The 25,281-nt window shown below is 69.2% G+C and carries 26 protein-coding genes and 1 tRNA gene; 13 read left to right on the top strand and 14 right to left on the bottom strand.

All coding sequences use genetic code 11. From position 1 onward, the window contains the following. Positions 1 to 28: 28 nt before the first annotated feature. Positions 29 to 1,246 carry an MFS transporter gene (locus BJ960_RS09735; RefSeq protein ID WP_185987149.1) on the bottom strand — a complete coding sequence of 406 codons (1,218 nt, stop codon included), beginning with the start codon at positions 1,244 to 1,246 and terminating at the stop codon, positions 29 to 31. 167 nt (positions 1,247 to 1,413) lie between these two features. On the opposite strand from BJ960_RS09735, the gene BJ960_RS09730 reads away from it, so the two are divergent. From BJ960_RS09730 to BJ960_RS09715, 4 genes are all read left to right on the top strand, one after another. Further along, on the top strand, positions 1,414 to 2,604 hold the full coding sequence (locus BJ960_RS09730) for a calcium:cation antiporter (RefSeq protein ID WP_185987148.1): 1,191 nt from the start codon (positions 1,414 to 1,416) through the stop codon (positions 2,602 to 2,604). Positions 2,605 to 2,804: 200 nt separating this feature from the next. Further along, a complete protein-coding gene (locus BJ960_RS09725) occupies positions 2,805 to 3,290 on the top strand; it encodes a type III secretion system chaperone family protein (protein WP_141886315.1) in 486 nt (161 codons plus the stop codon). Positions 3,291 to 3,338: 48 nt separating this feature from the next. After that, complete coding sequence (locus BJ960_RS09720) at positions 3,339 to 5,225, top strand: HSP90 family protein (protein WP_185987147.1); 1,887 nt, start codon at positions 3,339 to 3,341, stop codon at positions 5,223 to 5,225. A gap of 8 nt (positions 5,226 to 5,233) precedes the next feature. Further along, a complete protein-coding gene (locus tag BJ960_RS09715) occupies positions 5,234 to 7,270 on the top strand; it encodes a hypothetical protein (RefSeq protein WP_185987146.1) in 2,037 nt (678 codons plus the stop codon). Positions 7,271 to 7,338: 68 nt separating this feature from the next. On the opposite strand, the gene BJ960_RS09710 is transcribed toward BJ960_RS09715, so the two are convergent. The 3 genes from BJ960_RS09710 to BJ960_RS09700 form a co-directional block, all read right to left on the bottom strand. Beyond that, the gene (locus BJ960_RS09710) at positions 7,339 to 8,406 is read right to left on the bottom strand and encodes an alcohol dehydrogenase catalytic domain-containing protein (RefSeq protein ID WP_185987145.1); all 1,068 of its coding nucleotides are present in this window, start codon (positions 8,404 to 8,406) and stop codon (positions 7,339 to 7,341) included. 150 nt (positions 8,407 to 8,556) lie between these two features. Then, positions 8,557 to 9,099, bottom strand: coding sequence for a GNAT family N-acetyltransferase (locus tag BJ960_RS09705; protein WP_202229141.1), 543 nt, complete (start codon positions 9,097 to 9,099; stop codon positions 8,557 to 8,559). Between the two features lie 39 nt (positions 9,100 to 9,138). Then, on the bottom strand, positions 9,139 to 9,633 hold the full coding sequence (locus BJ960_RS09700; RefSeq protein WP_202229142.1) for a peroxiredoxin: 495 nt from the start codon (positions 9,631 to 9,633) through the stop codon (positions 9,139 to 9,141). A 128-nt stretch (positions 9,634 to 9,761) separates the two neighbouring features. On the opposite strand from BJ960_RS09700, the gene BJ960_RS09695 reads away from it, so the two are divergent. Next, positions 9,762 to 10,934 (top strand): methyltransferase, encoded by a 1,173-nt coding sequence (locus BJ960_RS09695; protein WP_185987144.1) that lies wholly within the window; start codon positions 9,762 to 9,764, stop codon positions 10,932 to 10,934. Positions 10,935 to 10,943: 9 nt separating this feature from the next. Then, entirely contained in the window at positions 10,944 to 11,090 is a 147-nt protein-coding gene (locus BJ960_RS09690; protein ID WP_202229143.1) for a putative quinol monooxygenase, read from the top strand. On the opposite strand, the gene BJ960_RS09685 is transcribed toward BJ960_RS09690, so the two are convergent. The 4 genes from BJ960_RS09685 to BJ960_RS09670 all read right to left on the bottom strand — a co-directional run bounded on the left by BJ960_RS09685 (position 11,087) and on the right by BJ960_RS09670 (position 12,293). After that, positions 11,087 to 11,275, bottom strand: a complete 189-nt coding sequence (locus BJ960_RS09685; RefSeq protein ID WP_185988357.1) for a hypothetical protein — start codon at positions 11,273 to 11,275, stop codon at positions 11,087 to 11,089. The genes BJ960_RS09690 and BJ960_RS09685 overlap by 4 nt on opposite strands. 95 nt (positions 11,276 to 11,370) lie before the next feature. Further along, complete coding sequence (locus tag BJ960_RS09680) at positions 11,371 to 11,826, bottom strand: hypothetical protein (protein ID WP_185987143.1); 456 nt, start codon at positions 11,824 to 11,826, stop codon at positions 11,371 to 11,373. A gap of 90 nt (positions 11,827 to 11,916) precedes the next feature. Further along, positions 11,917 to 12,117: a hypothetical protein gene (locus tag BJ960_RS09675; RefSeq protein ID WP_185987142.1), complete on the bottom strand. Its 201-nt coding sequence runs from the start codon at positions 12,115 to 12,117 to the stop codon at positions 11,917 to 11,919. Positions 12,118 to 12,217: 100 nt separating this feature from the next. Then, positions 12,218 to 12,293, bottom strand: a tRNA-Arg gene (locus BJ960_RS09670). 100 nt (positions 12,294 to 12,393) lie between these two features. Between BJ960_RS09670 and BJ960_RS09665 the strand changes: the two genes are divergently transcribed. The 3 genes from BJ960_RS09665 (at position 12,394) to BJ960_RS09655 (ending at position 14,230) form a co-directional block, all read left to right on the top strand. After that, positions 12,394 to 13,272, top strand: a complete 879-nt coding sequence (locus BJ960_RS09665; protein ID WP_185987141.1) for a hypothetical protein — start codon at positions 12,394 to 12,396, stop codon at positions 13,270 to 13,272. Further along, positions 13,269 to 13,565, top strand: a complete 297-nt coding sequence (locus BJ960_RS09660) for a transcriptional regulator (protein ID WP_185987140.1) — start codon at positions 13,269 to 13,271, stop codon at positions 13,563 to 13,565. The genes BJ960_RS09665 and BJ960_RS09660 overlap by 4 nt, the downstream gene beginning before the upstream one ends. 101 nt (positions 13,566 to 13,666) lie before the next feature. After that, positions 13,667 to 14,230, top strand: a complete 564-nt coding sequence (locus BJ960_RS09655) for a hypothetical protein (RefSeq protein WP_185987139.1) — start codon at positions 13,667 to 13,669, stop codon at positions 14,228 to 14,230. A gap of 64 nt (positions 14,231 to 14,294) precedes the next feature. Here the strand turns inward: BJ960_RS09655 and BJ960_RS09650 are convergent, their stop codons facing one another. Genes BJ960_RS09650 through pepN form a run of 3 tightly spaced genes read right to left on the bottom strand, consistent with a single transcriptional unit; the run spans position 14,295 to position 18,303 of the window. Then, positions 14,295 to 14,783: a globin gene (locus BJ960_RS09650; RefSeq protein WP_307814615.1), complete on the bottom strand. Its 489-nt coding sequence runs from the start codon at positions 14,781 to 14,783 to the stop codon at positions 14,295 to 14,297. Then, on the bottom strand, positions 14,780 to 15,718 hold the full coding sequence (locus BJ960_RS09645) for a mechanosensitive ion channel family protein (protein ID WP_185987138.1): 939 nt from the start codon (positions 15,716 to 15,718) through the stop codon (positions 14,780 to 14,782). The genes BJ960_RS09650 and BJ960_RS09645 overlap by 4 nt, the downstream gene beginning before the upstream one ends. Next, positions 15,718 to 18,303, bottom strand: coding sequence for an aminopeptidase N (gene pepN / locus BJ960_RS09640; protein ID WP_185987137.1), 2,586 nt, complete (start codon positions 18,301 to 18,303; stop codon positions 15,718 to 15,720). Before pepN ends, BJ960_RS09645 begins: the two co-directional genes overlap by 1 nt. 90 nt (positions 18,304 to 18,393) lie before the next feature. Between pepN and BJ960_RS09635 the strand changes: the two genes are divergently transcribed. Further along, the gene (locus tag BJ960_RS09635; protein ID WP_185987136.1) at positions 18,394 to 19,353 is read left to right on the top strand and encodes an aldo/keto reductase; all 960 of its coding nucleotides are present in this window, start codon (positions 18,394 to 18,396) and stop codon (positions 19,351 to 19,353) included. A 129-nt stretch (positions 19,354 to 19,482) separates the two neighbouring features. Here the strand turns inward: BJ960_RS09635 and BJ960_RS09630 are convergent, their stop codons facing one another. Next, positions 19,483 to 20,169: a DedA family protein gene (locus tag BJ960_RS09630; protein ID WP_185987135.1), complete on the bottom strand. Its 687-nt coding sequence runs from the start codon at positions 20,167 to 20,169 to the stop codon at positions 19,483 to 19,485. A gap of 67 nt (positions 20,170 to 20,236) precedes the next feature. Between BJ960_RS09630 and BJ960_RS09625 the strand changes: the two genes are divergently transcribed. The 3 genes from BJ960_RS09625 to BJ960_RS09615 are packed head-to-tail and all read left to right on the top strand — an operon-like array spanning position 20,237 to position 22,408. Next, positions 20,237 to 20,857 (top strand): mycothiol-dependent nitroreductase Rv2466c family protein, encoded by a 621-nt coding sequence (locus BJ960_RS09625; RefSeq protein ID WP_185987134.1) that lies wholly within the window; start codon positions 20,237 to 20,239, stop codon positions 20,855 to 20,857. A gap of 10 nt (positions 20,858 to 20,867) precedes the next feature. Further along, positions 20,868 to 21,359 (top strand): ribose-5-phosphate isomerase, encoded by a 492-nt coding sequence (locus BJ960_RS09620; protein ID WP_121072564.1) that lies wholly within the window; start codon positions 20,868 to 20,870, stop codon positions 21,357 to 21,359. Between the two features lie 2 nt (positions 21,360 to 21,361). Then, complete coding sequence (locus BJ960_RS09615) at positions 21,362 to 22,408, top strand: Fpg/Nei family DNA glycosylase (RefSeq protein ID WP_185987133.1); 1,047 nt, start codon at positions 21,362 to 21,364, stop codon at positions 22,406 to 22,408. A gap of 305 nt (positions 22,409 to 22,713) precedes the next feature. Here the strand turns inward: BJ960_RS09615 and BJ960_RS09610 are convergent, their stop codons facing one another. Both BJ960_RS09610 and BJ960_RS09605 read right to left on the bottom strand, forming a co-directional pair. Continuing rightward, entirely contained in the window at positions 22,714 to 22,959 is a 246-nt protein-coding gene (locus BJ960_RS09610) for a hypothetical protein (RefSeq protein ID WP_185987132.1), read from the bottom strand. Between the two features lie 73 nt (positions 22,960 to 23,032). Then, positions 23,033 to 25,147: a RecQ family ATP-dependent DNA helicase gene (locus tag BJ960_RS09605; RefSeq protein ID WP_185987131.1), complete on the bottom strand. Its 2,115-nt coding sequence runs from the start codon at positions 25,145 to 25,147 to the stop codon at positions 23,033 to 23,035. Positions 25,148 to 25,281 lie beyond the last annotated feature (134 nt).

The following is a 25,281-nucleotide window of genomic DNA, read 5'->3' as shown; positions in this document are numbered from 1 at the left end:
GTAGCGGGGCGCGGTTCGTGCCGCCCGGCTAGCCCTTCGTGAGCGCGGCCGTGTGCTTCGCCGTGGCGAGCCACCCGATCGCGGCGGCCGCGAGCAGCGCGGCGGTGAGCCCGAACGCCCAGCCGAAGCCGGCGACGTCGACGATCGCCCCCGCGATGAGCGGCCCGAGGACCCCGCCGAGGTCGCTCGACATGGAGAACGTCGAGACGACCATGCCGCCGCGGCGCTGCCCGAGCACGTCGGCGAGGACCGCCTGGTGGCCGGGGTTGGCGAGCGCCGAGCCCGCGCCGGCGACGACCATGATCGCCATCGCGACCCAGAGCGATCCAGCGAACGGGAACGCGAGGAAGGCCGCGGCGAGCACGGCGAGCCCCGTCGACAGGAGCGGGGTGCGGCCGATCGAGTCGCTCCACCGGCCGGCGGGGAAGATGAAGATCGCGTTGCCCGCAGCGTACGCCGCGAGCACCCACGCCGCGGTCGTCGCGTCGCCGGCGAACACGACGGCGATGAAGATCGGGATCAGTGACACCCGGACCCCGAACGAGGTCCAGCCGAACGCAAACACCGACAGCAGCAGCGAGCGGTAGGTCGGGAGTGCGAGCGCATCGCGCAGCTGCATCTCCTCGCCCGCCTGGCGGGCGCCCGCCGCCGCGCGGGGCAGCGCGTGCTTGCTGCGGAGCGCGATCGTGACGACGATCGCCGCGGCGACGAGCGTGAAGAAGTAGAAGATGAACGGCGCGCGGAGGCCGAATCCGGCGACGACGCCGCCGAGGACGGGGCCGAGCAGTCCGCCGAGCAGGAAGCCCGCCGCGTTCACGCTCGCGACGCGCGCACGACCCTGCGGCGGGCTCGCCTCGACGAGCAGCGCGGTCGCCGCGATCGTGAACATCGCCGAGCCGAGCCCCCCGAGGCCGCGCAGGATCAGGAACTGCGGATAGTTCATTGCGAATGCCGCGGCGCCCGTGGACGCGGCGACGATCAGGATCCCGGCCGTGTACGTCGCCCGCTCACCGAACCGGCTGACGAACCACCCGCCGAGCGGCGCACCGACGAGGCGCATGAGCGCGAAGGCGCTGACGATGGCCGACGCGGCGAACGTGCTGACGCCGAACTCGAGCGCGAACTGCGGGATCGCCGGGGCGACCACGCCGTAGCCGAGGGCGACGGTGAAACCGCCGGCGACGAGCGCCCAGACCTCGAAGGGGAGCCGAACTTTCGGAGGCGTGTTCGCGGGCGTTGTGGGCACCGAACGAGTCTATCCCGTGGCGTTCCTGTGCAGCGGCTGCGCAGCGGTGCGGGTGCCGTGCCAAATCCGCGCGCGCGGGCTAGACTGGGCCATACGATGCCGCCGGGACGACCCGGCGGCTGTGTGTTGTTTGGGGACGGCCCCGCAGAACCGGGGAAGGCCTCGCGATGTCAACCACCACAGCTACACCCTCAGTCTTCAAGACGGTGCTCACTCCCGCGGCGCTTGTGAAGCTCGCGCTCGCCTGGGGCAGCGTCCTAGCACTCGTGCTCGGCGGACGGGCCCTCGAGGGCGCCCTCCCAACGCCGGTGCTCTTCACGGTCCTCGGGCTCATCGTCGCCGTGATCCTTGTCGCGGCATCCGGCGTCGTCACCGAGGCTGAGCACCTCGCCGAGAAGCTCGGCGACCCGTACGGCACGCTCGTGCTCACGCTCTCGATCGTGCTGATCGAGGTGATCCTCATCTCTGCCGTGATGCTCGGACCGGGGGAGCACGCGACGATCGCGCGTGACTCGGTGATGGCGGTCTCGATGATCATCCTGAACCTCGTGGTCGGCGTCTCGCTGCTCGTCGGGGGGCTCCGCCACCGGAACCTGCGCCCGAACAAGACGGGCGTCTCCGCCTACCTTTCGCTGCTCGTCGTGCTGGTCACCGTCGCGTTCGCGCTTCCGGCGATCATCGGCGTCGACGGGTCGTACACGACGGGCCAGGAGATCCCGATCATCGGGCTGACCGTCGTGCTCTACGCATTCTTCCTCGTGCGCCAGATGGGCGCCCAGCGCGCCGACTTCCAGGAGCTCGTGCTCGTCGAGCAGGCCGAGACGGAGCGCGCCGAGATCGCGGGCGCCGCACGGGCAGACCTCGCCGCCGCCCCGAGCAAGCTCGCTGGCGCGCTCGCCCAGCACAAGCCGGAGCTCATTGCGCGCGCGATCCTGCTCGTGCTGATGGTGGTTCCGATCGTGCTGCTCTCGCACGACATGGCGTCGCTGCTCGACGACGGGCTCGACCGGCTCGGGGCGCCGGTGGCGCTCTCCGGGATCCTCATCGCGATGATCGTGTTCCTCCCGGAGACGATAACGGCGATCCGCGCGGCGCTTGCCGGCGAGATTCAGCGCGTGAGCAACCTCTGCCACGGCGCGCTCGTCTCGACGGTCGGGCTCACCATTCCGGCGGTGCTCACGATCGGCCTGCTGACTGGCCAGACCGTGACGCTGGGCGAGGGGCCGACGAACCTCGTGCTGCTCGCCGTGTCGCTGCTGCTGACGATGACGACGTTCTTCGGCAAGCGCGTGACCGCGCTGCACGGCGCCGCGCACCTGTTCGTCTTCGTGCTGTACGGGCTGACAGTGTTCCAGTAGCGCGCGGGGCGGTGGGCGCTCGGCGAACCGCGCCGAGCGCCCACCGCATGCGGCTACTGAACACACAGTGATCTCAAGCGCCGCACACCGAAACCCCCTGGGCAACCACTGAAGATTCTGCGGTTGCCTCGGGCACAGGCTCATCGTTTGTCGCGGGTACTCCCTAAACTGGAAGCACCGACCCGAAAGGAACGCCAATCATGGGTTTTTTCACGAAGGACGCTCCCGTCCCCGCCGCCGGCGGCGCACTCAAGCCGCTGTCGAAGGACCGCATTAAGCACTCGCTCGAGCAGGCCGGCTGGTCCTACAACGTTGATTCCGACGGCGACATCGGGGGCGGCTGGGAGTACGGCTCGTTCTACTTCTTCGTGAACGGCGACAACGACGAGCTGCTGTGCGTGCGCGGCTTCTGGCGCGGCGAGCTGCCCGAGTCCGACTACCTGAAGGCGCTCGAGGCTGCGAACGACTGGAACCGTGAGAAGCTCTGGCCGAAGGTCTACATTGCACGCGACGACGCGGGCAACGTGCGCGTCAACACCGAGCTCAACGTCGACTACGAGCACGGCCTCACCGACGAGCAGCTCTCGCAGCACCTGCTCTGCGTCGTGAACACGAGCATGTCCGCGTTCGAGCGCATGAACGAGATCTTCCCCGAGGCGTGGGAGAAGGCGAAGCCGCAGGACTAAGTCCGGCCGCCGCCGCTCACGCCCCACCGCTCCAACCCGAGGAAACCTGTGTCCGAACGCTTCCAAGTCGACCTCTCCGGAATGGTCGACCTGCTCTCCAGGCACCTGTATTCCGGGCCCCAGGTGTACCTCCGCGAACTCATTCAGAACGCGGTGGACGCGGTGACAGCGCGAGCGGCGATGGATCCCTCGGCGGCCGTGCGAATTCGGCTGCAGACCGGCGCCGACGAGGCCGGGAACGCCACCCTCGAGGTGTCAGACACCGGGATCGGCCTGACCTCGGATGAGGCGACCGAGCTGCTCGCCACGATCGGCCGCTCGTCGAAGCGGGACGCCGCGCTCGGCACCGGCCGCGCCGAGTTCATCGGGCAGTTCGGGATCGGCATGCTCGCGGCGTTCATGGTCGCCGAGGAGATCGAGTTCACCTCTCGCTCGGCCAAACCCGGCACGGTGCCGATCCGGTGGCAGGGCCGCGCCGACGGCACCTTCGACGTGACCGAGCTGCCGGACGCGGGCCCCGAGGTCGAGATCGGCACGACCGTGCGCCTCACCGCACGCCGCGACATGAGCCACTGGCTCGCGAACGAGACGGTGATCGGCCTCGCGCGCGAGTACGGGTCGCTGCTGCCGTTCGACATCGCCGTGCGCGTCCCGTTCGAGGACGGCGGCCACGGGGCGCCAGACGAGACGACGTGGCGGCGCGTCACCGAGCCCGAACTGCCGTGGCGCATCGAGTACCCGAGCGGCTCGGCACGCTCCCGCGCGCTCACCGAGTACTGCGAGCGCACGTTCGGGTTCACCCCGCTCGGCCACATCGACCTCGAACTCCCGGTCGCGGGCGTCAGCGGTGTCGCCTTCATCCTGCCGCAGGCGGTGACGCCGGGGTCGGGGCAGCACCGCGTGTACATGAAGCGAATGCTCCTCAGCGCCCGCACCGACCGCGTGCTGCCCGAGTGGGCGTTCTTCATCCGCGCCGTCATCGACAGCGACACGCTCTCGCCGACGGCGTCGCGCGAGCAGCTGCACGACGACGAGATCCTGCTCGGCGTGCGCGACGCCCTCGGCGAGCAGGTGAAGCGCTGGGCGCTTGACACGCTGCGCACCCCGAGCCGGCTCACTCAGCAGGTCCTGCAGACACATCACCTGGCGCTGCGCGCGATCGCGCTCACCGACAGCGACATGCTGAGCCTCGTATCCGAGGTGCTGCCGTTCGAGACGAGCGACGGCCCGATGACGCTCGCGGCCGTCGCCGCCCAGGGAGAACTGGTCTACACGTCGACGACGGAGGCATTCCACCGCGTCGCCGCCGTGGCCAGGGCGCAGGGGCTCGTCGTGGTCAACGCCGGGTACGTCTACGACTCCGACCTGCTCGCGAAGCTCGCGTCGAAGCCGGGTTGGAACGTGCGCGAACTGACGTCGTCGGACCTCGTCCAGGTGCTCGGCATGCCCGGAGTCGAACGCGAGATGGAGGCAGCGGGCGCGCTCAGCGTCGCGCGCGGCGTGCTCGCCGACGAGGACTGCGACGCGATCCTGCGCGCCTTCGAACCCGAGACCGTGCCGGCGATGCTGCTGCGCGACTCGGAGGGGGAGCACAAGCGCGATCTGGATCGCGAACGCGGTGAGACGCCCGACCTGTGGGACGGCCTGCTCGACTCGTTCGCGGGGGAGAGCCAGGGGCGCACGCGCACCCTCGTGCTCAACGACCGCTCGCCCGTCGCGCGCCGACTCCTCGCGTCGCCCGGCAGCGCCGTGTTCGACGCTGGCCTGCGCTCCCTGTACCTGTCCGCCGTGATGCTCGCGGGTGAGGGGCTGCGCTCAGCCGAATCGGCCGCGCTGTCCGACTCGCTCGGTGTGCTGCTCGATGCCGCCCTGCACTCGCCTGTCGAGCCGCCCGCTTCGCCGACCTCCGACACCGACCTCGACGCCGACTCCTGAGGAGCGCCATGAACGCCGCGCAAGAGCTGCACAACATCCGCCACATGCCGTACGGCACCGCCCGCACGGCGGCGGCCGAAGCCGCCGCACGCAAGATCGAGGCCGATGGCCCGAAGGAGCACCTCGCCGAGGCGCTGCTCGACCTCGTCGAGGCGTACACGTTCGGCGGCGAGGGCGCGAAGTCGTTCGTGGTGTTCGCGCGCGCCCTGCGGCACTGGGACGCGAGCCCCGAGCTGTTCGACGCGAGCGACGAGCACAACCTCTTCTGGGAGTTCAAGTGGGTCGCGAGCGACCTGCCAGACTTCCCCCAGATCACCGCGGCCCAGGCCGAAGCCTTCCTCGATGACATGCAGCGGCGCTTCGAACTGCAGGGCAGCGGGATCTCGGCCGTGCTCGCCGCGCGCTTCGGGTGGGCCTGGCAGTCGGGAGCCACCGACGCCGAGGCACGGCGCCTCGCCTGGATCTCGAGCCCCTGCGACGCGTTCGACGACTGCCACGCCTGCGTGATCGGCAGGCAGACCGATTTCTTCATGGAACAGGGGCGCTTCGCCGAGGCCTACGAGCTCGGCAGGACGCAGGACGGCACGTGCAATATCGAGCCGACGAAGACGTTCCACGCGACCGCGCTCGCCGCACTGAATCTCGGCCTGGCCAAAGAGTCGCTGAGCTTCCATCACCGTGCGACCGCGAGCGATACGCGCGCGAACCGCGACCTCGCGTCCTCGCGCGGCCAGAGCTTCGAGCTGCTGGCACGCGGCGGCCACTTCGAGCGTGCGCTGCGGGAGCTGCGCGGCGACTACCGTGACATGCTCACCGACCCGCCGTCGCCGCTGCAGCACCTGCGGTTCCTGCTCGGGCTGCTCGCGGGGCTCTCGGCAAATCTTGAGCACGGCGAGCAGTCGACCGGAATATCGCTCCCCGGCGTCGGTCAGCCCGGCCGCGACGTGACCGTCGCCGACCTGCACGCATGGGCGACTGGCAAGGCGCGCGGGTACGCGTCGGCGTTCGACGCGCGCTCGGGCACGCCCTACTACGCCGAGCTCGTGGCGCGGGCGCTCGCAGCTGCCCCGGCAGCGTCGCCGCTTGACTTCGGACCGGCCTTCGGCGCCCAGCGCGAAGACACGGCGGAGGCGCGGCGCACGAACTCGGTCACCCCGGCGGCGCCCGAGTCGGTCGCGCCGCAGCGCTCGGGGCTCGCGCGGCTCTGGAGCAAGCTCACGGACCCCGGCACCGCATCCGATCAGGATCAGGCCGCCGGCGCACCCGCCGCCGATGGGGCGATCGCGCCCGATGCGCTGCTCGCCCGCGCCGAGGAGGCTGCCGCGCGCAAGGACTTCGCGGCGGCTGCTCGCGACTATGCGGAGGCGGTCACCCCGCTCGAGTCGGCCGGGTGGCTCGAACGCGCGGGCCTCGCCGCTGCCGAGGCGGCGCAGTGCGCGACGCTCGACAGGAACGAGGAACGCGCCCACGCGCTGTTCGGGCGCGCGCTGCCGCTGCTGCGCGCCGGCGGGGCGGACGCGGGCACGCTCGCGGCGGTGCTCGCGGCCTGGGCCCCTGTCGCCGACCGCATGAACGACGCTGAAGCCCAGATTCGCGCGACGGCGGCGGCGCTCGAGGCGCATCCCGAACTTGACCGGGATGGGCTAACCGAGGAGCTCGCTGCGAAGCGCGCGCAGGAGTGGGGGATCGAACGCGCCACCCTCCGCGACACCCTCGCGCGCTCGCTCGCGGCGACGCGCGGACGCTCGTTCGGGGAGGGCCTCGACAGCGATCGCGCGGCCGCCGAGGCGCTCCGAGCCGGCGAGGAATTCGCGCAGCTCGGCCTCCTCGCCGACGCCTCCCACGCGTTCTGGCTTGCCGGGAAGATCCACGTCGACCGGGGCGACACCGAGGCCGCGGTGTGGGGCCTCGAGTCAGCGTTCGAGGGGTTCACCGCGGCGAAGAAGCGCAAGGAGCGGATACAGGCTGCCGGCGAACTCATCAAGCTCCTCAAGGACACTGGGCAGACGGAGCGCGCGAGCGCGATCGTCGCTCAGCTTCAGTAGCGGCGGCGACGACGCACACGCAGTGAGGGGCCCGGCGGCAGCCGCCGGGCCCCTCACTCCGTGTGAAACTAGCTCATCGAGACGAGGATCTTCACCTCGCTGCGGTCGTGCAGCAGCTTCTCGTAGCCGTCCCGAACGATGTTGTCGACGGTGATCTTGCTCGTGATGAACGGCGCGAGGTTCACGAGCCCCGAGTTTACGAGGCGGATCGCCTCTTCGTGATCGTTCGCGTAGCCGATCGCCGACCCGAGCACCCGATCCTGCATCGTGAGCTTGCCGGTCACGTCGAGCTCGTAGGGGCGCGTGTGCAGCGCAATGACCTCGAGCCTGCCGCCCGCGCCGAGCGAGTCGAACAGCTGGTCGAGCACAACGCCGACGCCCGCAGCGTCGAACGCGAAGTCCGCCATCGCGCCGCCGGTCTGCTCGCGCACGACGGCCGCGAGATCCTCGGACGAGGGATCCACAACAACGTCGGCGACGCCCGTCTCCTCCGCCTTCGCGCGACGCTCCGGGGAGACCTCGCTCACAATCGTCTTCAGCCCGTATGCGCGGAGCACCGCGGCCGTGAGCAGGCCGATCGGTCCCGCCCCGCCGACGACGGCCGTCTTGCCCGCCGCGCTATCGGCGCCCGCGTGGCGGACCGCGTGGAGCGACACGGCGAGCGGCTCAAGCAGCGCCGCCTGATCGAGCGGCATCTCGCCGACCTTGTGCACCCAGCGCTCCTCGACGACGATGTGCTCGGAGAGCCCGCCGCCGAGACCCGAGATGCCGATGAACCCCATCTTCTCGCAGAGGTTGTACTTGTTCGCCTTGCACGCGTGGCAGACGCCACACACCATGAGCGGTTCGACGGCAACGTGATCGCCGACGGCGACGCCCGTGACTCCCTCGCCGACCTCCTCGACGACGCCGGAGAACTCGTGGCCGAACACGACGGGGAGGGTCTCGCCGGAGATCGGGTGCGGGGTCGTGTCCGTCGGGGCTGGCGGCATCGGTCCGTCGTGGTAGAGGTGCAGGTCGCTGCCGCAGATCCCGTTGAACGCGGGCGCGATCTTCACGGTGCCGGGCCGGGTCGTTGGCTCCTCGACCTCCTCAACGCGGACGTCATTCTTGCCGTAGTAGCGTGCAGCCTTCATTCCATGCCTCCTGAGCGGTGGGTCGTCGTAACGACGTGTTGAATGGACACCTCCAGCCTATGAACGCCGGATCAATCCGCCCTCAGGGACGGGGGATAGGCTGGGAGCTTAGCCGGTGCGGGGGCTGCGCCAGCCATCTGCGCTCGCCCGTTACGCCGTGCCGGTCGCGAAGCGGTGCATCGCGTCGTCGTCGTCGCCGTCGAGCCCCTCGTACGTCCAGCCGATCGCCTCGAAGAACCGCCTGGCGCCGTCGTTCTCCTGGTCTACGAACGCGATCCAGGAGTCGGTCGCCGGGTGATCCGGCCAGGCCATGGTCGCGTCGATCGCGATGCGGCCGAGCCCGAAGCCCCTGCGGGCCGGGTCGATCGCGAGATCGGTGATCGCGTGGCCGGTCTCGGGCGCCGCATCGCTCGCCTCGGCAGCGCTCGCGTCGGTCTCAGAAACGCCCCAGACCACGCCGACGAGCGCGATCGGCGCAAGCTTGCCTGTGGCGGGGTGCGCTGCCTCGATGACGAGTTCGACGCCCTCGGTTTCGCCGAGTACGTATTCGAGCCACTCGTCGTCGAGCGGGCCGAGCTCATCGTTCAGCGTCTCGTCCTCGAACCAGCGGCGAACCCACTCCCAGTCGTCGCGCACCATCCTGCGTGCGACCGCGCGGCCCGCCGTGCCCTGTGAACCAAGCTGCTCTGCCATGTTCTGAATGTAGCACTGCGACGCGCGGTATGCGATGACCTATGAGTCGGCCCGCGTGAGCCAGGCGAGTACCTCTGCGGGGTGCCCGCCGGGATCGGCGATCTCGTCGAACCGGTGGACGACGGTTCCGGCCTCGAGCACCAGCGTGGCCCTGCGATAGAGCGGTGCACCCTCGAACGTGAACGTCTCGAGCCCGAGCGGGGCCGCGAGCGACAGCGTTTCGTCTGAGAGGAGTGGATACGGAAGGTGCAGTCGCTTGGCCGCCTCGGCCTGATAATGGGGCGCCTGCGTCGACAGGCCGAGCACCGCGGTGTCCAGCGCAGTGAACTCGGCGGCGAGATCGCGGAACGAGCAGGACTCTAACGTGCAGCCGCGCGCTCCTGGGATCATCTCCCACCCTGCTGGCGGGCCGTCCGGCGGGCTCGTGCGCGGGTAGACGAAGAGCACGCTCCGGCCCGGCAGCTCGCTGAGATCGACGGTGCCGCCAAGCGTCGAGCGGAGCGGGCCGCGTGGAACTCTCGTCATGTCACGCATGCGCCCCATCGTAGCGGCCGGGTCGGCGCGCACCGCGCGGCTAGACTGGGTGACGTCTTTCGTGGTGTGGCGCCTTTATGGCCTGCCGACCGCGCGCCCACTGAACCGACCGAGAGGCGGCGCCCATCGTGCAGCAGCATCCCGCCCGCGAGGCAGTGACGTGGGACGAGAACGGCACCCCCGGATCCGCGGTGTGGCTGAGTGCGAGCGGTCGGCCCGCCCCGAAGCGCGCCGTGACCGTCGATGACCGGCTCACCGCAGACCGCGCGATCGGGTTCGCCTCGCAGGGGACCGCCATGCTCTGGCAGGGGGACTTTCAGGGCGCAAAGCAGATCCTCAGCGCGATCGGCCGCCGTCTCGCGAAACAGGGGGCGCGGCCCGGTAAGCGCGGCGCGGAGCCCGCGACCACGGAGGAGCAGTTCTACCGGATCCGGCAGGCGCGCGCCCAGCGCTCGCGGATCCTCTCGCTGATCCTCATTCCCGTCGACCTGCCGCGCGGCGGCCCCGCGAGTATCCCGCTGCCGCGCGCACCGCGGATCGACGCTGCCGTGCCGTTCGCCTACGGCGGGGCTCCCGTGGGCGATCAGGATCGCGCGGTCGTCAGCCTCCAAGAACTCGTCGGCGTGCTCAGCGCGCACCAGTGGTACGTGAACGGTGTCGACGTGCCGAGCCTCGGGGCGAAGATCCACCCGCACTACGGCACATTCATGCCAACGCGCCACGAGTACGTCGACCTCGTGGCCGCCGCGCCCCTGCCAGCGCTCGACGTCGCCTTCGACATCGGCACCGGGACTGGGGTGCTCGCGGCCATGCTCGCGAAGCGCGGCGTGGGGCGCGTCGTCGGCACCGACCTGCACCAGCGCGCCGCGGACTGCGCCACCGACAACTTCGAGCGCCTCGGCATCTCGGACGTCGCTGAGGCGCGCGTCTGCGACATGTTCCCTGACGGCCGGGCCTCGCTCGTCGTCTGCAACCCGCCGTGGCTGCCGGGCAGCGCGGCGACGTCGCTCGACGCGGCGATCTACGACCCGGGGAGCCAGATGCTGTTGAGTTTCCTCGCGGGGCTCCCCGACCACCTCGCTGAGGGCGGCGAGGGCTGGCTGATCATCTCGGACCTCGCGGAGATGCTCGGACTGCGTACCCGCGAGATGCTGCTCGACGCGATCGCGCACGCCGGCCTCGTCGTGGTGGATCGGCTCGACACGACGCCGACCCACGGCCGCGCAGCGGACACCGACGACGTGCTGCACGCGGCGCGCTCGCGCGAGGTCACGTCGCTCTGGCGGCTGCGGGTCGCCTAACCTGGAGCGGTGCTCAAGGTTATTGCTCAAGACTTCATCCGGCTCGACGCGATCGAAACCGTGCTCCCGCTCTATCGTGAGCTCGTCGAACTCACCCGCCAAGAGCCGCTGAACATCTCATACGAACTGTTCGTTGACCACGGGGGCCCGCGCTAGCGTGTGCGGCGCGGCATCCCCGCGATGAAGCCGAGCACGGCGCCGATCGCGAAGCCGAGGCTCGCGCCAACCGCGACGCTGCCCGCGAGCGCCCCGATTCCGGCGCCGATCGCCGCACCGAGCAGGATCCCGGCGACTGTCCAAGTCATTGACGCGTTCATGAGGGGGTGCTTGTTCTCGCTCATGGGTCCAACGGTACGTTGCCTGGTGCGAGTGGTCTTCCCCCGCGAGGCGGAACTTTCGGCGTCGTTCTCGCCCCGCAACTCCCGCGCGAGGCGGACTACTTATCGAACGGGGGAGCGGTCGCCTCGCAGGTCACTGCCGAGCCGGGCTCGCTGGTCGCTGTCGCGATCTCGCGCTCGCCGTCGAGCAGGATCCTGCACGTCGCACGCTCGCCCTCGGCGGCGGTGGCGCTGACCTTCGCATTGTCCCCGACGACCACGATCGAATCTACCTTCCAGCTCGCGGTGCCGTCGCCCGCCGACGAGGCGGTCACGGTGCCGGCATCGACGGAGGTGCGCTCCTCGGTGCGCATCTCTTGGTCGAGGTACGAGACGTCGGTAAGCGTTGCCGTGTCGACGCCCTCAACCGTTACCTCGTAGGTAACAGCCCACGCGTCCGCGGTAGACTGCTGCAGTTTCGCGATGGCGCTGCAGCCGGTGAGAGAGACGCCGAGCAGCGCGGCAGCGCCAAGAGCAGCAGAGAGACGGAGTGAGGATGCGGTCCTGTTCTTCATGCATCTACTCTCGCAGCGGGCCCAGTGACACGCATCGCACCAGGGTGCCAGGCGGATAGCACTTTGGGGCCGCATTCCGTGCCGACCCGCTTACTTCTTGTGCCGCATCCGTCTCACGAGGTCATACACCGCTCCGCCGATCAGGCCGGCGCCCATCCCCCCCGCCATGACGTAGCCCAGTGGCCAGTTGCCGCCAGCAAAGAGGGTGATCGGTATCGCGACGAGCATGCCGACGCCTGGACCGGCTATCACCCCTTTGCTTCGCTGCCAGTTCTCCTCGGGGGTTCGCATGCCTTCCACGGTAGCCCGGGCCGAGGGAATGGAAGAAAGGGCGGGCCTCTTCCGGCTGGCGGGTATCGTGCTGACCGCGCCGCGATGGCCCAAAAAAGTATGGTGCCCCCTGCTGGACTCGAACCAGCGACCGACAGATTAGAAGGCTGTTGCTCTATCCACTGAGCTAAGGAGGCGACTCATGAAATCGTACACTGCGGGCGGGGCTGAGTGCCAAAGCGGCGAGTCTGCCGCCCACCATTGACAATAGCTATCGACTCCGCACATACTTTCCATATGGGAAGTGCGAATGATCGAGACTTCGACATCGAACGCGCCAGTCGCGACGCGAGCACGTCCGCGGCCACTCAGCTCGCCGAGCTCGGCCGGCTCCAGCGGCCCGAGGAGGGCCTCGCCCCGAGCCGCGGCTACGCCGCGCTGTTGCTGGTGACAGCAGTAGTTATGACGGCCTACGTCACATTGTTCCTGTTTGCGTATGACGGCTTCGGGCCAGGTGAGGTCAACCATACGTACCCAGCGAGTATGTTGCTGCTTGTTCCCGTGATATGTCTGGCAGGCCTCTCCAACGGCGCCCGGGAACGATTCGGTGTGCGCGTTCGTGAGGCACGGACAACCATCGGGCTCTGGGTGGTGTTCCTTGCTGGGTTCCTCACGCTCGGCGTACTGAAGTACGTGGGTTCGGGCTATCCCGACTGGTTCAACATCGTAGTGCCGATCTGCGTGTTCCTCCTGATGGGAGCACGCCCGCTGTGGCAGTTGCTCTCCGGCGGCACTCGGGCGAACGAGGAGTGGCAGCCCGCGCAGCTTGCTGCCCCGGCTCGAGTCACGACGGTGGTGATCGGCGTCGTGCTGGCCGCGCTGCTCATCGCAAGCGCGCTGAAGTTGGCCGCGGCCATCATCGGGCTCATTGTGTTCCTGGCATTCCTCGCAATGATGGTCGCCTGGCGGACTCGCTTTGGCCTCCCCTCGGTCGGGCTCGACTGGGGCACGAGGCAGTGGGGATGCTTTATCGGTGCCACCGCCGTCGCGTTCGTTTCAAGCCTTTCCGTCCTGAACGGAGCCAGCTGGGGTTGGCCCTTGGCCAGGGGCGCCGCCGCTATTGTGGTTCTCGTGATGGTGATCGCCGCGTTCCTTCCGACAACCGTCCGGCGATGACGCACCCGCTTCACCGGCTGAACCCGGCATTTCAGACCCCGGTGCGGTTCTCCCTCATGGCCGCGCTCGGTTCGGCGACCGAGGCCGACTTCGCGACGCTTCGCGAACTGCTCGACGTTGGCGACTCGCAACTCAGTAAAGCGATCGCGCACCTCGAGGGCGAAGGCTATCTCCTGGTGACGAAGGGCTACGTCGCGAACCGTCCCCGCACCTGGGTTGCGGCGAGCAAGACCGGCACGAAAGCCTTCGCGGATCACGTTGCCGCGCTCCGGGAGATAGCGGCGGGCGCGTAGCCTGGCGTAGGCTTGCCGACACTACACCGGGCTGCTGATGCCGCGATCGCGGGAGACAAGCGAGGCGGCGTCGCGTCCGCAGCACATGTGGAGATCAGATGATGAATAGGCCACGCCACGTCGCACCAGTCGTGCTCGTCGCAGCGCTCCTGCTAGCGGGCTGTTCCCAGCCAGCCGCTGAACCGGAAGCGCGAACGGCGCGGGCTGCCGACGAGCGCGCTGCAGCTGCCGAAGAGCCTGGCGAGAGCGCGAGCGACGAACCGGCCTACACTCCGCGAACGGCGAGCGGCACCATCGTGTCGGACGACGGGCTGACGTCCGCCGCCTTCGAGATTGAGACATTCCTGCGCACGCTCGAAGATGGTGAGACCGAGGAGATCGGTGAGATCCGCTTCGCCGACCTCACCGCAACCGTTACGACACTCGGAGTGGGCGGTGAGCTCATCGGGAGCGACCCCGGGCCGTGCTTTGACACCGGCATGCGCACGGGCGGCGGCGACATCACCGTCGGGCCTGCGGAGGGGTCGCAAACGACGACCATGCCGGTGGACGCCGAGGGGCGAGCGGTCGTTGAGTTGGTGCTGCTCGTGCACGAGCAAGACCCAAACGCCGCGTGCTTTAACCGCGTGATCGCACGCGCCCCGCTGGTCTGGGACGAGGACTAGCCTGTCGGCGGCCGCCGATCAGCGGACGGCCGCCGCATCCAACCCAGCAGGGGAGCACGCGCCGCTACTCGAAGCGATTGACCATCGCGAGTGCCGCGCGCTCGATGTAGTCGCGGAACGCCGCGTCGTGCATCGGCGGCAGTTCGACCTCGTCGAGCGCCGCGTGCATGTGCTTCAGCCACCGCTCCTTGGCGTCAGGGGTGACCGGGAAGGGCGCGTGCCGCATGCGCAGGCGGGGGTGTCCGCGCTCCTCCTGGTATGCGGACGGGCCGCCCCAGTACTGCTCGAGGAACGCCTGGATACGCCAGGTCGCGCCCTCCCAATCGTCCTGCGGGTACATCGGCGCGAGCACCTCGTCCTCGCGAATGCCGCGATAGAAGGCACGCGCGATGCGCTCGAACGTCTCCGTGCCGCCCACCTGCGACCAGACGGTGTCGGTCACTGCGTGACCCGTCTCGCCGGCGCGCAGCGTTAAGCGCGGCGTGGGCTGCTCTCCGGTCGATCCTGCGGTAGCGGCCGCCTGCGCGGCTGCGGTTGCATCGTCGTTCGTCACATCTCTCCCTGCTGTAGGCGTGGCAGTTCGTCTGCCAGCTTAATTCCCGCGTCCGCGAACTTCCGGCGGAGCTCCGCACGGATCCCGCGTTGAACTTCCCACTGCGCCTCTGGCCGCGTGCGCACCGCCATGCGGAGCGTCGCGCGGTCACCAAACACGCTTTCGAGCCCCCAGACCTCGGGCTCGCCGGTCACCTTGCGCGCGAACCTGTCGGAAGTGAGGAGCGCGCGAACCGCCTCGAGGGCGACATCCGAGACCTGGGTCAGATCCTGATTCGCGTCCACGGTGACGTCGACGAGCGCGCGGCCCCAGCCCTGCGACGAGTTGCCAAGGGTCAGGATCTCGCCGTTCCGGATGAACCACAGCGTCCCGTCGAGGGCGCGCACCTGGGTCACGCGGATCCCGACCTCCTCCACCGTGCCGGTGATCTCGCCGACCGTGATGAGGTCGCCGACACCGAGCTGATCCTCGAACACCATGAAGATGCCGTTGAGCACGTCCTTCACGACGTTCTGCGCGCCGAACGCGAGGCCCGCCGCGACGATACCCGCCGAGGTCAGGATCGCGCCGAGGTCGACGTTGAGCTGTCCGAGAATCAGGATGATGGCGATCACGGAGATCGTCCACGTCAGGATCGCGCGCCCCACGGAGCCCAGGGTGCGCGTGCGCTGCACCGCACGGGCGTGGATGTACGGCGCCGCGCGCATCTCCGACGTCGTGTCGACGTTCTGCGAACGCTTGACGCCGCGGACGATCTGGGTCACCGTGCGATTCAGGAGCCGCAGCAGGAGCCAGTTGGCGACAATCGCGAGCACAATGATGAGCACGATGATCAGTGGCTTCTGCCACGTCTCGAGGAAGGTCACGAAGGCCGAGCTCACGGCCTCCGTGACCTCTTCGGCGACGTCTCCGCCGTCCGTCGTCAGGCGGAACATTAGGCCCTCGCGTCAGCCGCCTGGGCAACGAGTGCCCGCTCGACACCGGCGAGATGCTCGACGATGAGGCGGCGAAGCGCCGCGGGCGCCTCCGCGTTCGCGTCAAGCCACGCGGCGGTCGCCTGGCGCAGCTCCTCGTTCGCGAGCGGCGACGGGTAGAACCCATCGATGAGCTCCTCCGCGATCGCGTAGCTGCGCGACTCCCACACGGGAAGCAGCTCGGCAAAGAACCGCTCGATGTAGGGCGTGAGCAGCTCGCGATCCTGCGCGCGCAGGAAGCCGAGGCCCGTCGCGCGGACGATCGCGTTCGGCTTGCCTGCCTCGGCCCAGACCGAGGCCCATGCCGCTGCCTTGTCGTCGGCGGTCGGGAGCGCGGCGCGCGCGTGGGCGGCCGACTGGTTGCCTGTCGCGGTGCGGTCGTCGGCGAGCGCGGCGTCGATCTCGGCGCCGGACGCGCGGCCACCGGCTGCGAGCGAGATGAGCAGCTCCCACCCGAGATCGGTGTCGATGTCGAGACCGGTGAGCGGGGTGCGCTCCTCGAGCAGCGCGAGCACCTGGTCGAGCTGCGCGTCGGTGCCCGCGAGGCTCGCGAACGCCTTCACGAACTGGAACTGGTTGTCCGAGCCCGCCTCAGCCGCGAGGGCGAGCTGCCAGAGCGCGTCGGCAACCTTCTCGAGCGTCGCCGCACGCTTCTCGGGCGCGACGTAGCTCGACGCGGAGAGTACGAGCTGCTGGATCACGGTGCGCAGCACGGTCGAGTTCGTCTCGCCGGCGACGTGCGCGAGCACGATGTCGACGAAGCGGCTCGCGGGGAACTCGCCGTCGCGGGTCGCGTCCCAGAGCGAGCCCCAGACGAGCGAGCGGGCGAGCGAATCCTCGATGCTGCCGAGCTTGGTGCTCGCGGTCTCGAGCGAGCGCTCGTCGAAGCGGATCTTCGCGTACGAGAGATCCTCGTCGTTGAGCAGCACGAGCGCGGGCTGCTGGCTGCCGACGAGCTCGGGAACGTCGGTCGACGCGCCGTCGACGTCGAGTTCGAGCCGCTTGACGCGCACGAGGCGACCGTCCTGCTCCTCGTAGAGGCCAACCGCGATGCGGTGCGGGCGGATGGTCGGGTAGTCGGCCGCCGCGGTCTGCGTAATCGCGAACGTCTCGAAGTTGCCGTCGGCGTCGACCGTGAACTCGGGGCGGAGCGTGTTCACGCCCGCGGTCTCGAGCCACTTCTTCGTCCAGTCGCTGAGGTCGCGGCCGCTGCGCGCCTCGAGCTCCACCATGAGGTCGGGCAGCTCGGTGTTCGAGTGGTTGTGCTTCACGAAGTAGTCGTGCACGCCCTGCATGAACGGTTCGCGACCGACCCAGGCGACGAGCTGCTTGAGCACCGAGGCGCCCTTCGCGTAGGTGATGCCGTCGAAGTTCACGAGCACGTCTTCGAGGTCGCGGATGGGCGCCACGATCGGGTGGGTCGAGGGGAGCTGATCCTGACGGTACGCCCACGACTTCTCGCTGCCGACAAACGTCGTCCAGCTGCCTGTCCACTCGGTCGCCTCGGCGGTCGCGAGCACCGACATGTACTCAGCGAACGACTCGTTGAGCCACAGATCGTTCCACCAGCGCATCGTGACGAGGTCGCCGAACCACATGTGGGCGAGCTCGTGCAGGATCGTGACGACGCGGCGCTCGCGCATCGCGTCGGTCACCTGGCTGCGGAAGACGTACGCCTCGGTGAAGGTCACGGCGCCGATGTTCTCCATCGCGCCCATGTTGTACTCGGGAACGAAGAGCTGGTCGTACTTGTCGAACGGGTACGGGTAGTCGAACTCGGTCTCGAAGAACTTGAAGCCCTCGCGGGTCTTGTCGAAGATGTAGTCGGCGTCGAGGTACGGCGCGAGCGACTCGCGGCAGAACACGCCAAGAGGGATGACGCGGCCGTCGGTGCTCGTAAGCTCGCCGCGAACCTCGCGGTACGGGCCGGCGATGAGCGCCGTGATGTAGCTCGACATGACCGGGGTCTTGCCGAACGTCCAGGTCGCGATGTCCTGCTCAGCCCAGTCGGCGCCCTGCGCGCCGGCCTTCGTGCCCGCCGGGGTCGGCTCCGGGGTCGGCTGGTTCGAGACGACCTTCCAGCGCGCCGGCGCGGTGATCGTGAACTGGAACGTGGCCTTCAGGTCGGGCTGTTCGAACACGGGGAACATGCGGCGCGAGTCGGGCACCTCGAACTGCGAGTACAGATAGACCTCGCCGTCGGCGGGATCCTCGAAGCGGTGCAGGCCCTCGCCGGTGTTCATGTAGCGCATCGTCGAACGGATGCGCAGCGTGTTCTCGGCCGCGAGGTTCGGCAGCTGGATGCGCGAATCGGCGAACAGCTCGGCCGGGTTCAGCTCGGCGCCATTCAGCTCGATCGACTCGACCGAGTCAGCGATGACGTCGATGAAGGTCGCGGCACCGGCGGTCGCGTCGAAGCGCACCGTGGTGTCGGCTGCGAAGGTCTCGGGGCCGGTCGTGAGGTCGAGCGCGACTTCGTAGCTGTGGCTCGTGACGATGCTTGCCCGCTCCTGGGCTTCGACGCGGGTGAGGTTTGTTCCTGGCACGGTACTCCTTGTGCAAAGTAAGAACTATCAGTGAATGGCTCAAGCCTAATCCCGTAGCCAATGAGACGGCTGACGAAATATGGTTGGTCCATGACTCGTACTCTCGGAAGCTCGTCCATCGCCGTCTCTGCAACCGGCCTCGGCTGCAATAACTTCGGGCGCCCGGGGTCGAAGACCGAGGGGCAAGACGGCACCGACGCTGTCATCCACGCCGCGATCGACGCCGGGATCACGCTGTTCGACACCGCCGACCTGTACGGCTACTCGTTCGGCAAGAGCGAAGAGATGATGGGGCGCGCACTCGTCGGCCGGCGCGACGAAATCGTGCTCGCAACGAAGTTTGGGTACCCGGACTCGGGCGCGCCGTATGCGGGCAATCGAGGCTCGCGCGAGTTCATCCGCGCGTCAATCGAGGGATCGCTCACGCGCCTGCAGACCGACCGCATCGATCTCTATCAGCTGCACATGCCCGACACTGAGACGCCGATTGCCGAGACCCTGTCAGCCCTTGACGAACTCGTGCGCGAGGGCAAGGTCCTCGCGATTGGCCACTCGAACTTCTCGGCAGAGCAAATGGAGGAGGCGGCGGGCGTCGCCACGGAACTCGGAGTGACGGCATTCGTCACCGCCCAGAACGAGCTCAGCCTCGTGAACCGCGAAACCGACGTGTCGGTGACGCCGGCGGCCCGCGGGCTCGGGCTCGGGCTGCTCCCGTTCTTCCCACTCGCGAACGGGCTGCTGACAGGCAAGTTCACCCGCGACCACTTCCCGGCCGACTCGCGGATCATGCGCCAGCGCGCCCACGTCGCCGAGGGCGCGAACTGGGACGCGCTGGACGCCTACCGAGCGCTGTGCGACGGCTGGGGCGTGTCGATGCTCGAGGCGACCTTCGGGTGGCTGCTCACGCACGAGCCGATCTCGAGCGTTATCGCCGGCGCGACGACACCCGAGCAGGTGCGCCAGAACGCCGCCGCGGGGGAGGCGTTCCGCCCGACTGCCGAGCAGATTGCGCAGATCGAGGCACTCTTCCCGCTGCCCGCCACCGAGTAACAGCTACCCCGGGATCTCCGTCCCCGTACCCGAACACCCTCACATGTTCTGTGCTTGCTCAATTACCCGGCGTAATTGACCAAGCACAGAACATTTGGCTGGGGGAGACATGCGTGGATCTCGCCTCGCCTAGTCTTCCGAGCCCGGTGCGGCCTTCTCCTCAGCCCATGCGGCGCGGAAGGCCGCCATGCGGCGGGTCTGGATCCTGCGCCCGATCCTCGTCGAGATGAACTCCACCAGCAGGCCGATGGTGAACGCGGTGACGAGCCCGAGCAGCAGCGCGAGGATCGGGTGGCTGCCGAAGATGTTCCCGAAGATCGCGCCGATCGCGATCGAGTACACCGCCCAAAAGACTGCGGCGAAGGCGGCCGCGATCGAAAACTTCCAGGCCGGGTACCTGGTCGTGCCGGCTGCGAGGTTGACGGCGGTGCGGCCAACGGGGATGAACCTCCCCGTCATGATGAGGATCGGGCCGCTCCGCCTGATCGCCCGCCGAGCCCAGCCGAGCGTTCGCTGGGCCCGCTTGCCGCGCAACCACTTCGGGTTGCGGTCCCCGAGCCTCCGGCCGATCCAATAGACCATCTGGTCGCCGGTGAACGCGCCGACCGCAGCGATGACGCCGAGCAGCCAGAGCGTGTGGGAGTGATCCGCGACGACGACGGTCGCGACCGCGATGATCACGGATTCCGAGGGCACCGGCGGGAAGATGGCGTCGATGATGCACAGTGCGAGCACCACGAGTAGCACCCACGGCGACTCGACGGTTGCGAGGGCGAACGCCTCGATCGCGTTGGTCACCCATTCCCAGATGCTCAAACGGCCCCCTGTAGCTCTCGCGACAATTGCTGATTTGCTCTTGCAGCAAACAGCCTAGAATCAGGACATGGGAAACACGCCGAGAGTTGAGTTCTATTTCGATCCGATCTGCCCCTGGTGCTGGATGACCAGCCGTTGGGCGCAGGAAGTATCAGAAGCCCGCGGGTTTGACGTTGTCTGGCGGCCGATCAGCCTGAAGATCATCAACGAGGGCAACTCCGACAACTCGCACGCGGATCACCACGCAGCCGGACACCGCTTCGGGCGCGTCGTCGAGGCAGCGCGCGTCGCAGCGGGGGAGGGCGCAGCGGGCGACGTCGTCGTCGGCAAGCTCTACACCGAGATCGGCACCCGCGTGCACCCCGGCGGTCGCATGGACGTCGAGGCGATTCTCGCGGAGGCCCTCACCGCGGTCGGCCTCGACGCCGGCCTCGCCTCGGCGGCCGACAGCGATGCGAGTGACGAGCAGCTGCGCGCGAACACGACGCACGCGCTTGACATCGCGGGCCCCGACGTCGGCGTTCCGATCATCTCGATCGATGGCGTCGCGTTCTTCGGGCCCGTCGTCTCGCCCGCGCCCACCGGCGACATGGCCCTGAAGCTGTGGGACGGGATCGCGGCCGCCTCAAGCGTGCCCGGGTTCTACGAGCTCAAGCGCGGGCGCACCGTCGGCCCCCAGTTTGGCTAGGCTTAGTCCCATGCGTATTCACGTCGCCACGGACCATGCCGGCCTCGAGTTCAGTCAGCAGCTGCAGCAGCACCTGCGCGATCGCGGATTCGAGGTGATTGACCACGGGCCTGCCGAGTATGACGCGCTCGATGACTACCCCTCGTTCTGCATCAACGCGGCCCTCGGCGTCGCCCGCGACGAGCGCGACGGGGTCGAGGCCCTGGGTGTCGTGTTCGGCGGGTCGGGCAACGGCGAGCAGATGGCTGCGAACAAGGTGCAGGGCGTGCGCGCAGCACTCGTGTGGAACGAGTCGACGGCGTCGCTCGCGCGCGAGCACAACAACGCGAACGTGATCTCGATCGGCGCTCGCCAGCACGAGGTTGCAGACGCGATCAAGTTCATCGACCTGTTCATCGACACGCCCTTCCCTGGCGACGAGCGCCACGTGCGCCGCATCGCTCAGCTCGGCGAGTACGAGCAGACCGGCGCGATCGCCGGCAAGCAGGTCGACAGCCTGTAGCGATGCCTGAGGGTCACTCCGTACACCGAATCGCGCGGCAGTTCTCAGCGAACTTTGTGGGCACGGCACCCGAGGTGTCGAGCCCACAAGGGCGCTTCGTCGAGGGCGCGGCCGAGCTCGACGGGCGCAAGATGCTCGACGCCCGCGCTGTCGGGAAACAGATGTTCCTCGAGTTCGAGGGCGACCTGTGGCTGCGGATCCACCTCGGCATCTACGGCGCCTGGGATTTCTCGGGCGAGGTGCGGGTCGACCCCTCGATCCAGATCCACGGCCAGACGCCCGGGCACTCAAAGCTCGGCCAGACCGGCGAACACGTCGGCAGCGGGACCAAGGGCAGCGACGCGCTCCGCGAACGCACGCTTGCCGCGGTCGACGCGCCGCTCGACAGCCTCGGCGAGGACTCGGTGACGTCGATCGGCGCCCCGCGGCGCACGCGCGTTCGCATGGCCGAGGCCGACAAAGAGGGCGATCTGCTCGAGGCGTTCCCGCCCGAGCCCGTCGGCGCGGTGCGCGTGCGGCTGCTCAACGAGACGGTGTGCGCGGACCTTCGCGGGCCGACCGCCTGCGAGGTGCTCACCCCGGCAGAGGTCGACAGGGTGATCCAGCGACTTGGGCCCGACCCGGCGAATGCCGACGGCCCTGAGGAGCGCGAGCGGTTCGTCGAACGCGCAGGCAAGAAGAAGACGGCGATCGGCCTCGTACTGATGGACCAGGCCGTGGTCGCCGGAATCGGCAACGTGTATCGCGCCGAGATGCTGTTTCGCGCGGAGCTCGACCCGCACACGCCCGCTAACACGCTCGACCGGACCGTGCTCGAAGCGCTCTGGGACGACTGGGCTCACCTGCTCGAGATCGGCATCACCGTCGGCCAGATGATCACGATCGACGGCCTCGTCGGGGACGCCTATCAGAAGGCGCTCGTCGATCGCGATGAACGGCACTGGGTGTACAAGCTGGAAGGCACCCCGTGTAAGCGCTGCGGGGCGAACATCAAGCTCGAGGAGATGGGTAACCGCAAGCTCTACTGGTGCCCCGGCTGCCAGACCTGACGCTTGGCGCCCGCCCGGACCGGCGGATGTACACGAAACCCGCGGATGTACACGCTTTTTTCGCGTAGAAACCGTGTGCACCTGCAGGAACCGTGTGCACTTGGCGAGGCCGCGGCGGTGAGGTGGGCCCGTGGGATGCGCGGGGCGCGCGGGCCGGACCGGTGGGACGGGCCATTGGGGATGAGGCGGGCCCGTGGGGGCGCGGGTGATGCGGGCGCGCGGGGGACAGCAGGCCGCTCCCAGCCCAGCCCTGCCGAGCCCGGCCCTGCCCTGCCAGGCCCAGCCCTGCCAGGCCCAGCCCTGCCCTAGAAGCTCTGGCCCCCGCCGACGAGCGCCAGGTAGATGTAGTGCACGTAGGGGAGCGCCCAGTTGACGACGGCGATTGCGCCAACGACGAGGGTCGCAAAGGCGAGCGTTCCGGCGAGCCCGAGCCCCCACGCGGCGAGCCTGGTGCGCCCCTCGACGGGTGCGGTGTCAGCGGCGGGCGCATCGTCGATCCCGAGCTCGTGTAGGCCCGGATCGCCGAGGTTCTGTGCAGCTGTGCTGTCCATGGCTGCAGCCTAACGTGTGTGACCGGGCGAAGTCACGGACCGATTCGGCACGGCGACGACCCGGGCGCCCGGCCTATCCGACCGACGCCAGGGCGAGCGGCAGCACCTGCGGCGCTCCGGCCAGGCGCAGCTCGCGCGCGGCGACGGTGAACGACCAGCGGCTATCCACGAGGTCGTCGACGAGCAGGAGCGGTCCTGGGGCGCGCGCCACGAGGCCGGCGAGCTCCGGCCCGACCGCCCAGCGCCCCCACACCGACGCCAGCCTGAACGCGCTGTTGCCGCCGGGGCCGGTTGCTGGGCGGTCGTCTGCGAAGTCCAGCGTCCCGAGGAACGGCAGCTTACCGCGCTCCGCGATCGCTGTCGCGGTGCTGGTGATGAGTGTCGGCCTGCTGAGGGAGGGCATGGCGACCACGCCGACCGGGCGCGCCTCCCATGGCCAGTCGCGTAGCGTGGTGAGGACGGCGCCGAGGAGCGACTCCGGGATCGCCTGATCCGGCGCTCCTGCCGCGAAGAGCTCCCGGAGAGGCCCACCCCAGCCCAGGTCGGTGAGGCGGGCGACGACGCGGCCGGGTTCGGCGCGTTCGTCCTGCGCGATGCGCCCGCGAACGTTGACGCCGCGCCGGTCCGCGCCGGTCGGCCATTGCCCTCGCGGTTCGATGGGCACGCCCGCCTGCTGCAGTCGAGTCGTCGCCCGTGCCGCGGCGTCACCGGTCACGCCGGTCGGATACCAGGGCCCCGCGCAGACGTCGCAGCGGCCGCAGTCTGCCGCGGTCGGATCGTCGAGTTCGCGTTGCAGCTCGGCCATACGGCACGCCTCGCCGCGTTCGTAGCGCAGCATCGCCGCCTGCTCGGCCTCGCGAGCAGCCGCGATGCGCCGGTAGCGCTCGGCGTCGTACTCCCACGGTGCGCCGGTCGCCGTCCAACCTCCCGAGACGCGATTCACCGCGCCATCAACGTCGAGCACTTTGAGCAGCAGGTCGAGTTGCGTGCGCCGCAGATCGACCCTGGCTTCGAGCGCCGGCGTGGAGAGCGGGGGCGAGTCTGGGGCGCCGAGCGCCTCGATCACCGCGTGCGCGCGATCAGGATCGGGCATCGACGCCGTCGCGAAGTAGCGCCAGATGGCGGCGTCCTCGGCCCCGGGGAGCAGGAGGACGTCGGCGTGTGCGGTGCCGCGCCCCGCGCGCCCAACCTGCTGGTAGTACGCCACGGGTGAGGACGGCGCCCCGAGATGGAGCACGAATCCCAGGTCGGGCTTGTCGAAGCCCATGCCGAGCGCGCTCGTAGCGATGAGCGCTTTCACCTCGTTGTTCTTGAGCGCGGCCTCGAGGTGCGCGCGCTCCTCTGGGTCGGTGCGGCCGGTGTATGCCGCGACCTCGTACCCGGCGTCGCGCAGCAGCAGGGCGGTGTCTTCCGCCGCGGAGACTGTGAGGGCGTAGACGATCCCGCTGCCGGAGAAGCCGCCGAGGTGCTCCACGAGCCAGGCGAGCCGCGCCTCTGCCGAGGGCAGGCGCAGGCAGCCGAGGCGCAACGAGTCGCGGGCGAGCGTGCCGCGCAGCGTGAGCACGTCGTCACCGAGCTGCTCAGCGACATCGGCGACGACGCGCGCGTTTGCCGTCGCGGTCGTTGCGAGCACAGGCACGTGCCTGTCGAGGCTCGCGAGTAGCGCTGCGATGCGGCGGTAGTCGGGGCGGAAGTCGTGGCCCCAGTCCGAGATGCAGTGCGCTTCGTCGATCACCATGAGCCCCATGCGCGCCAGGATGGTCGGCAACTGGGTGTCGCGGAAGCGAGGGTTGTTCAGTCGCTCGGGCGAGACGAGCAGCACGTCGATTTCGTCGCGCGCAAGGCGAACCTCGATGTCCTCCCACTCCTCGGCCGTCGCGGAGTTGATCGCGGCGGCGCGAACCCCCGCACGCTCGGCCGCAGCGACCTGGTCGCGCATGAGCGCGAGCAGCGGCGAGACGAGCAGCGTCGGCCCGGCGCCACGTGCGCGCAGCAGCGCTGTCGCGACGAAGTAGACCGCGGACTTCCCCCACCCGGTGCGCTGCACGACGAGGGCGCGCCGACCTTCGTCGACGAGCGTGCTGATGGCCTCGAACTGGCCAGGATGGAACTCGGCGTCGGCGGCGCCGGTGAGCTGCCGCAGTACCGCGAGTGCCTGAGTCTGGGTGGTGTGGTCGAGATTCGCCATGCTTCGATCCTCTCAGGTACGACCGACGCCCGTGGGCGAGACTCGCCTCCGGCTCCCGGGGGCGACGGCCCCGCCTGCCGCGCGACCCGCGCCGGGCGAGTGCGCAAGATCGGTCATGCGCTGCCGTGCGCGGC

Origin of the sequence: Leucobacter aridicollis (assembly GCF_013409595.1) — a bacterium.
GTDB lineage: Bacteria > Actinomycetota > Actinomycetes > Actinomycetales > Microbacteriaceae > Leucobacter > Leucobacter aridicollis.
Note: the sequence above shows the minus strand (reverse complement) of the source record. Positions and strands in the feature narration are given on the sequence as shown.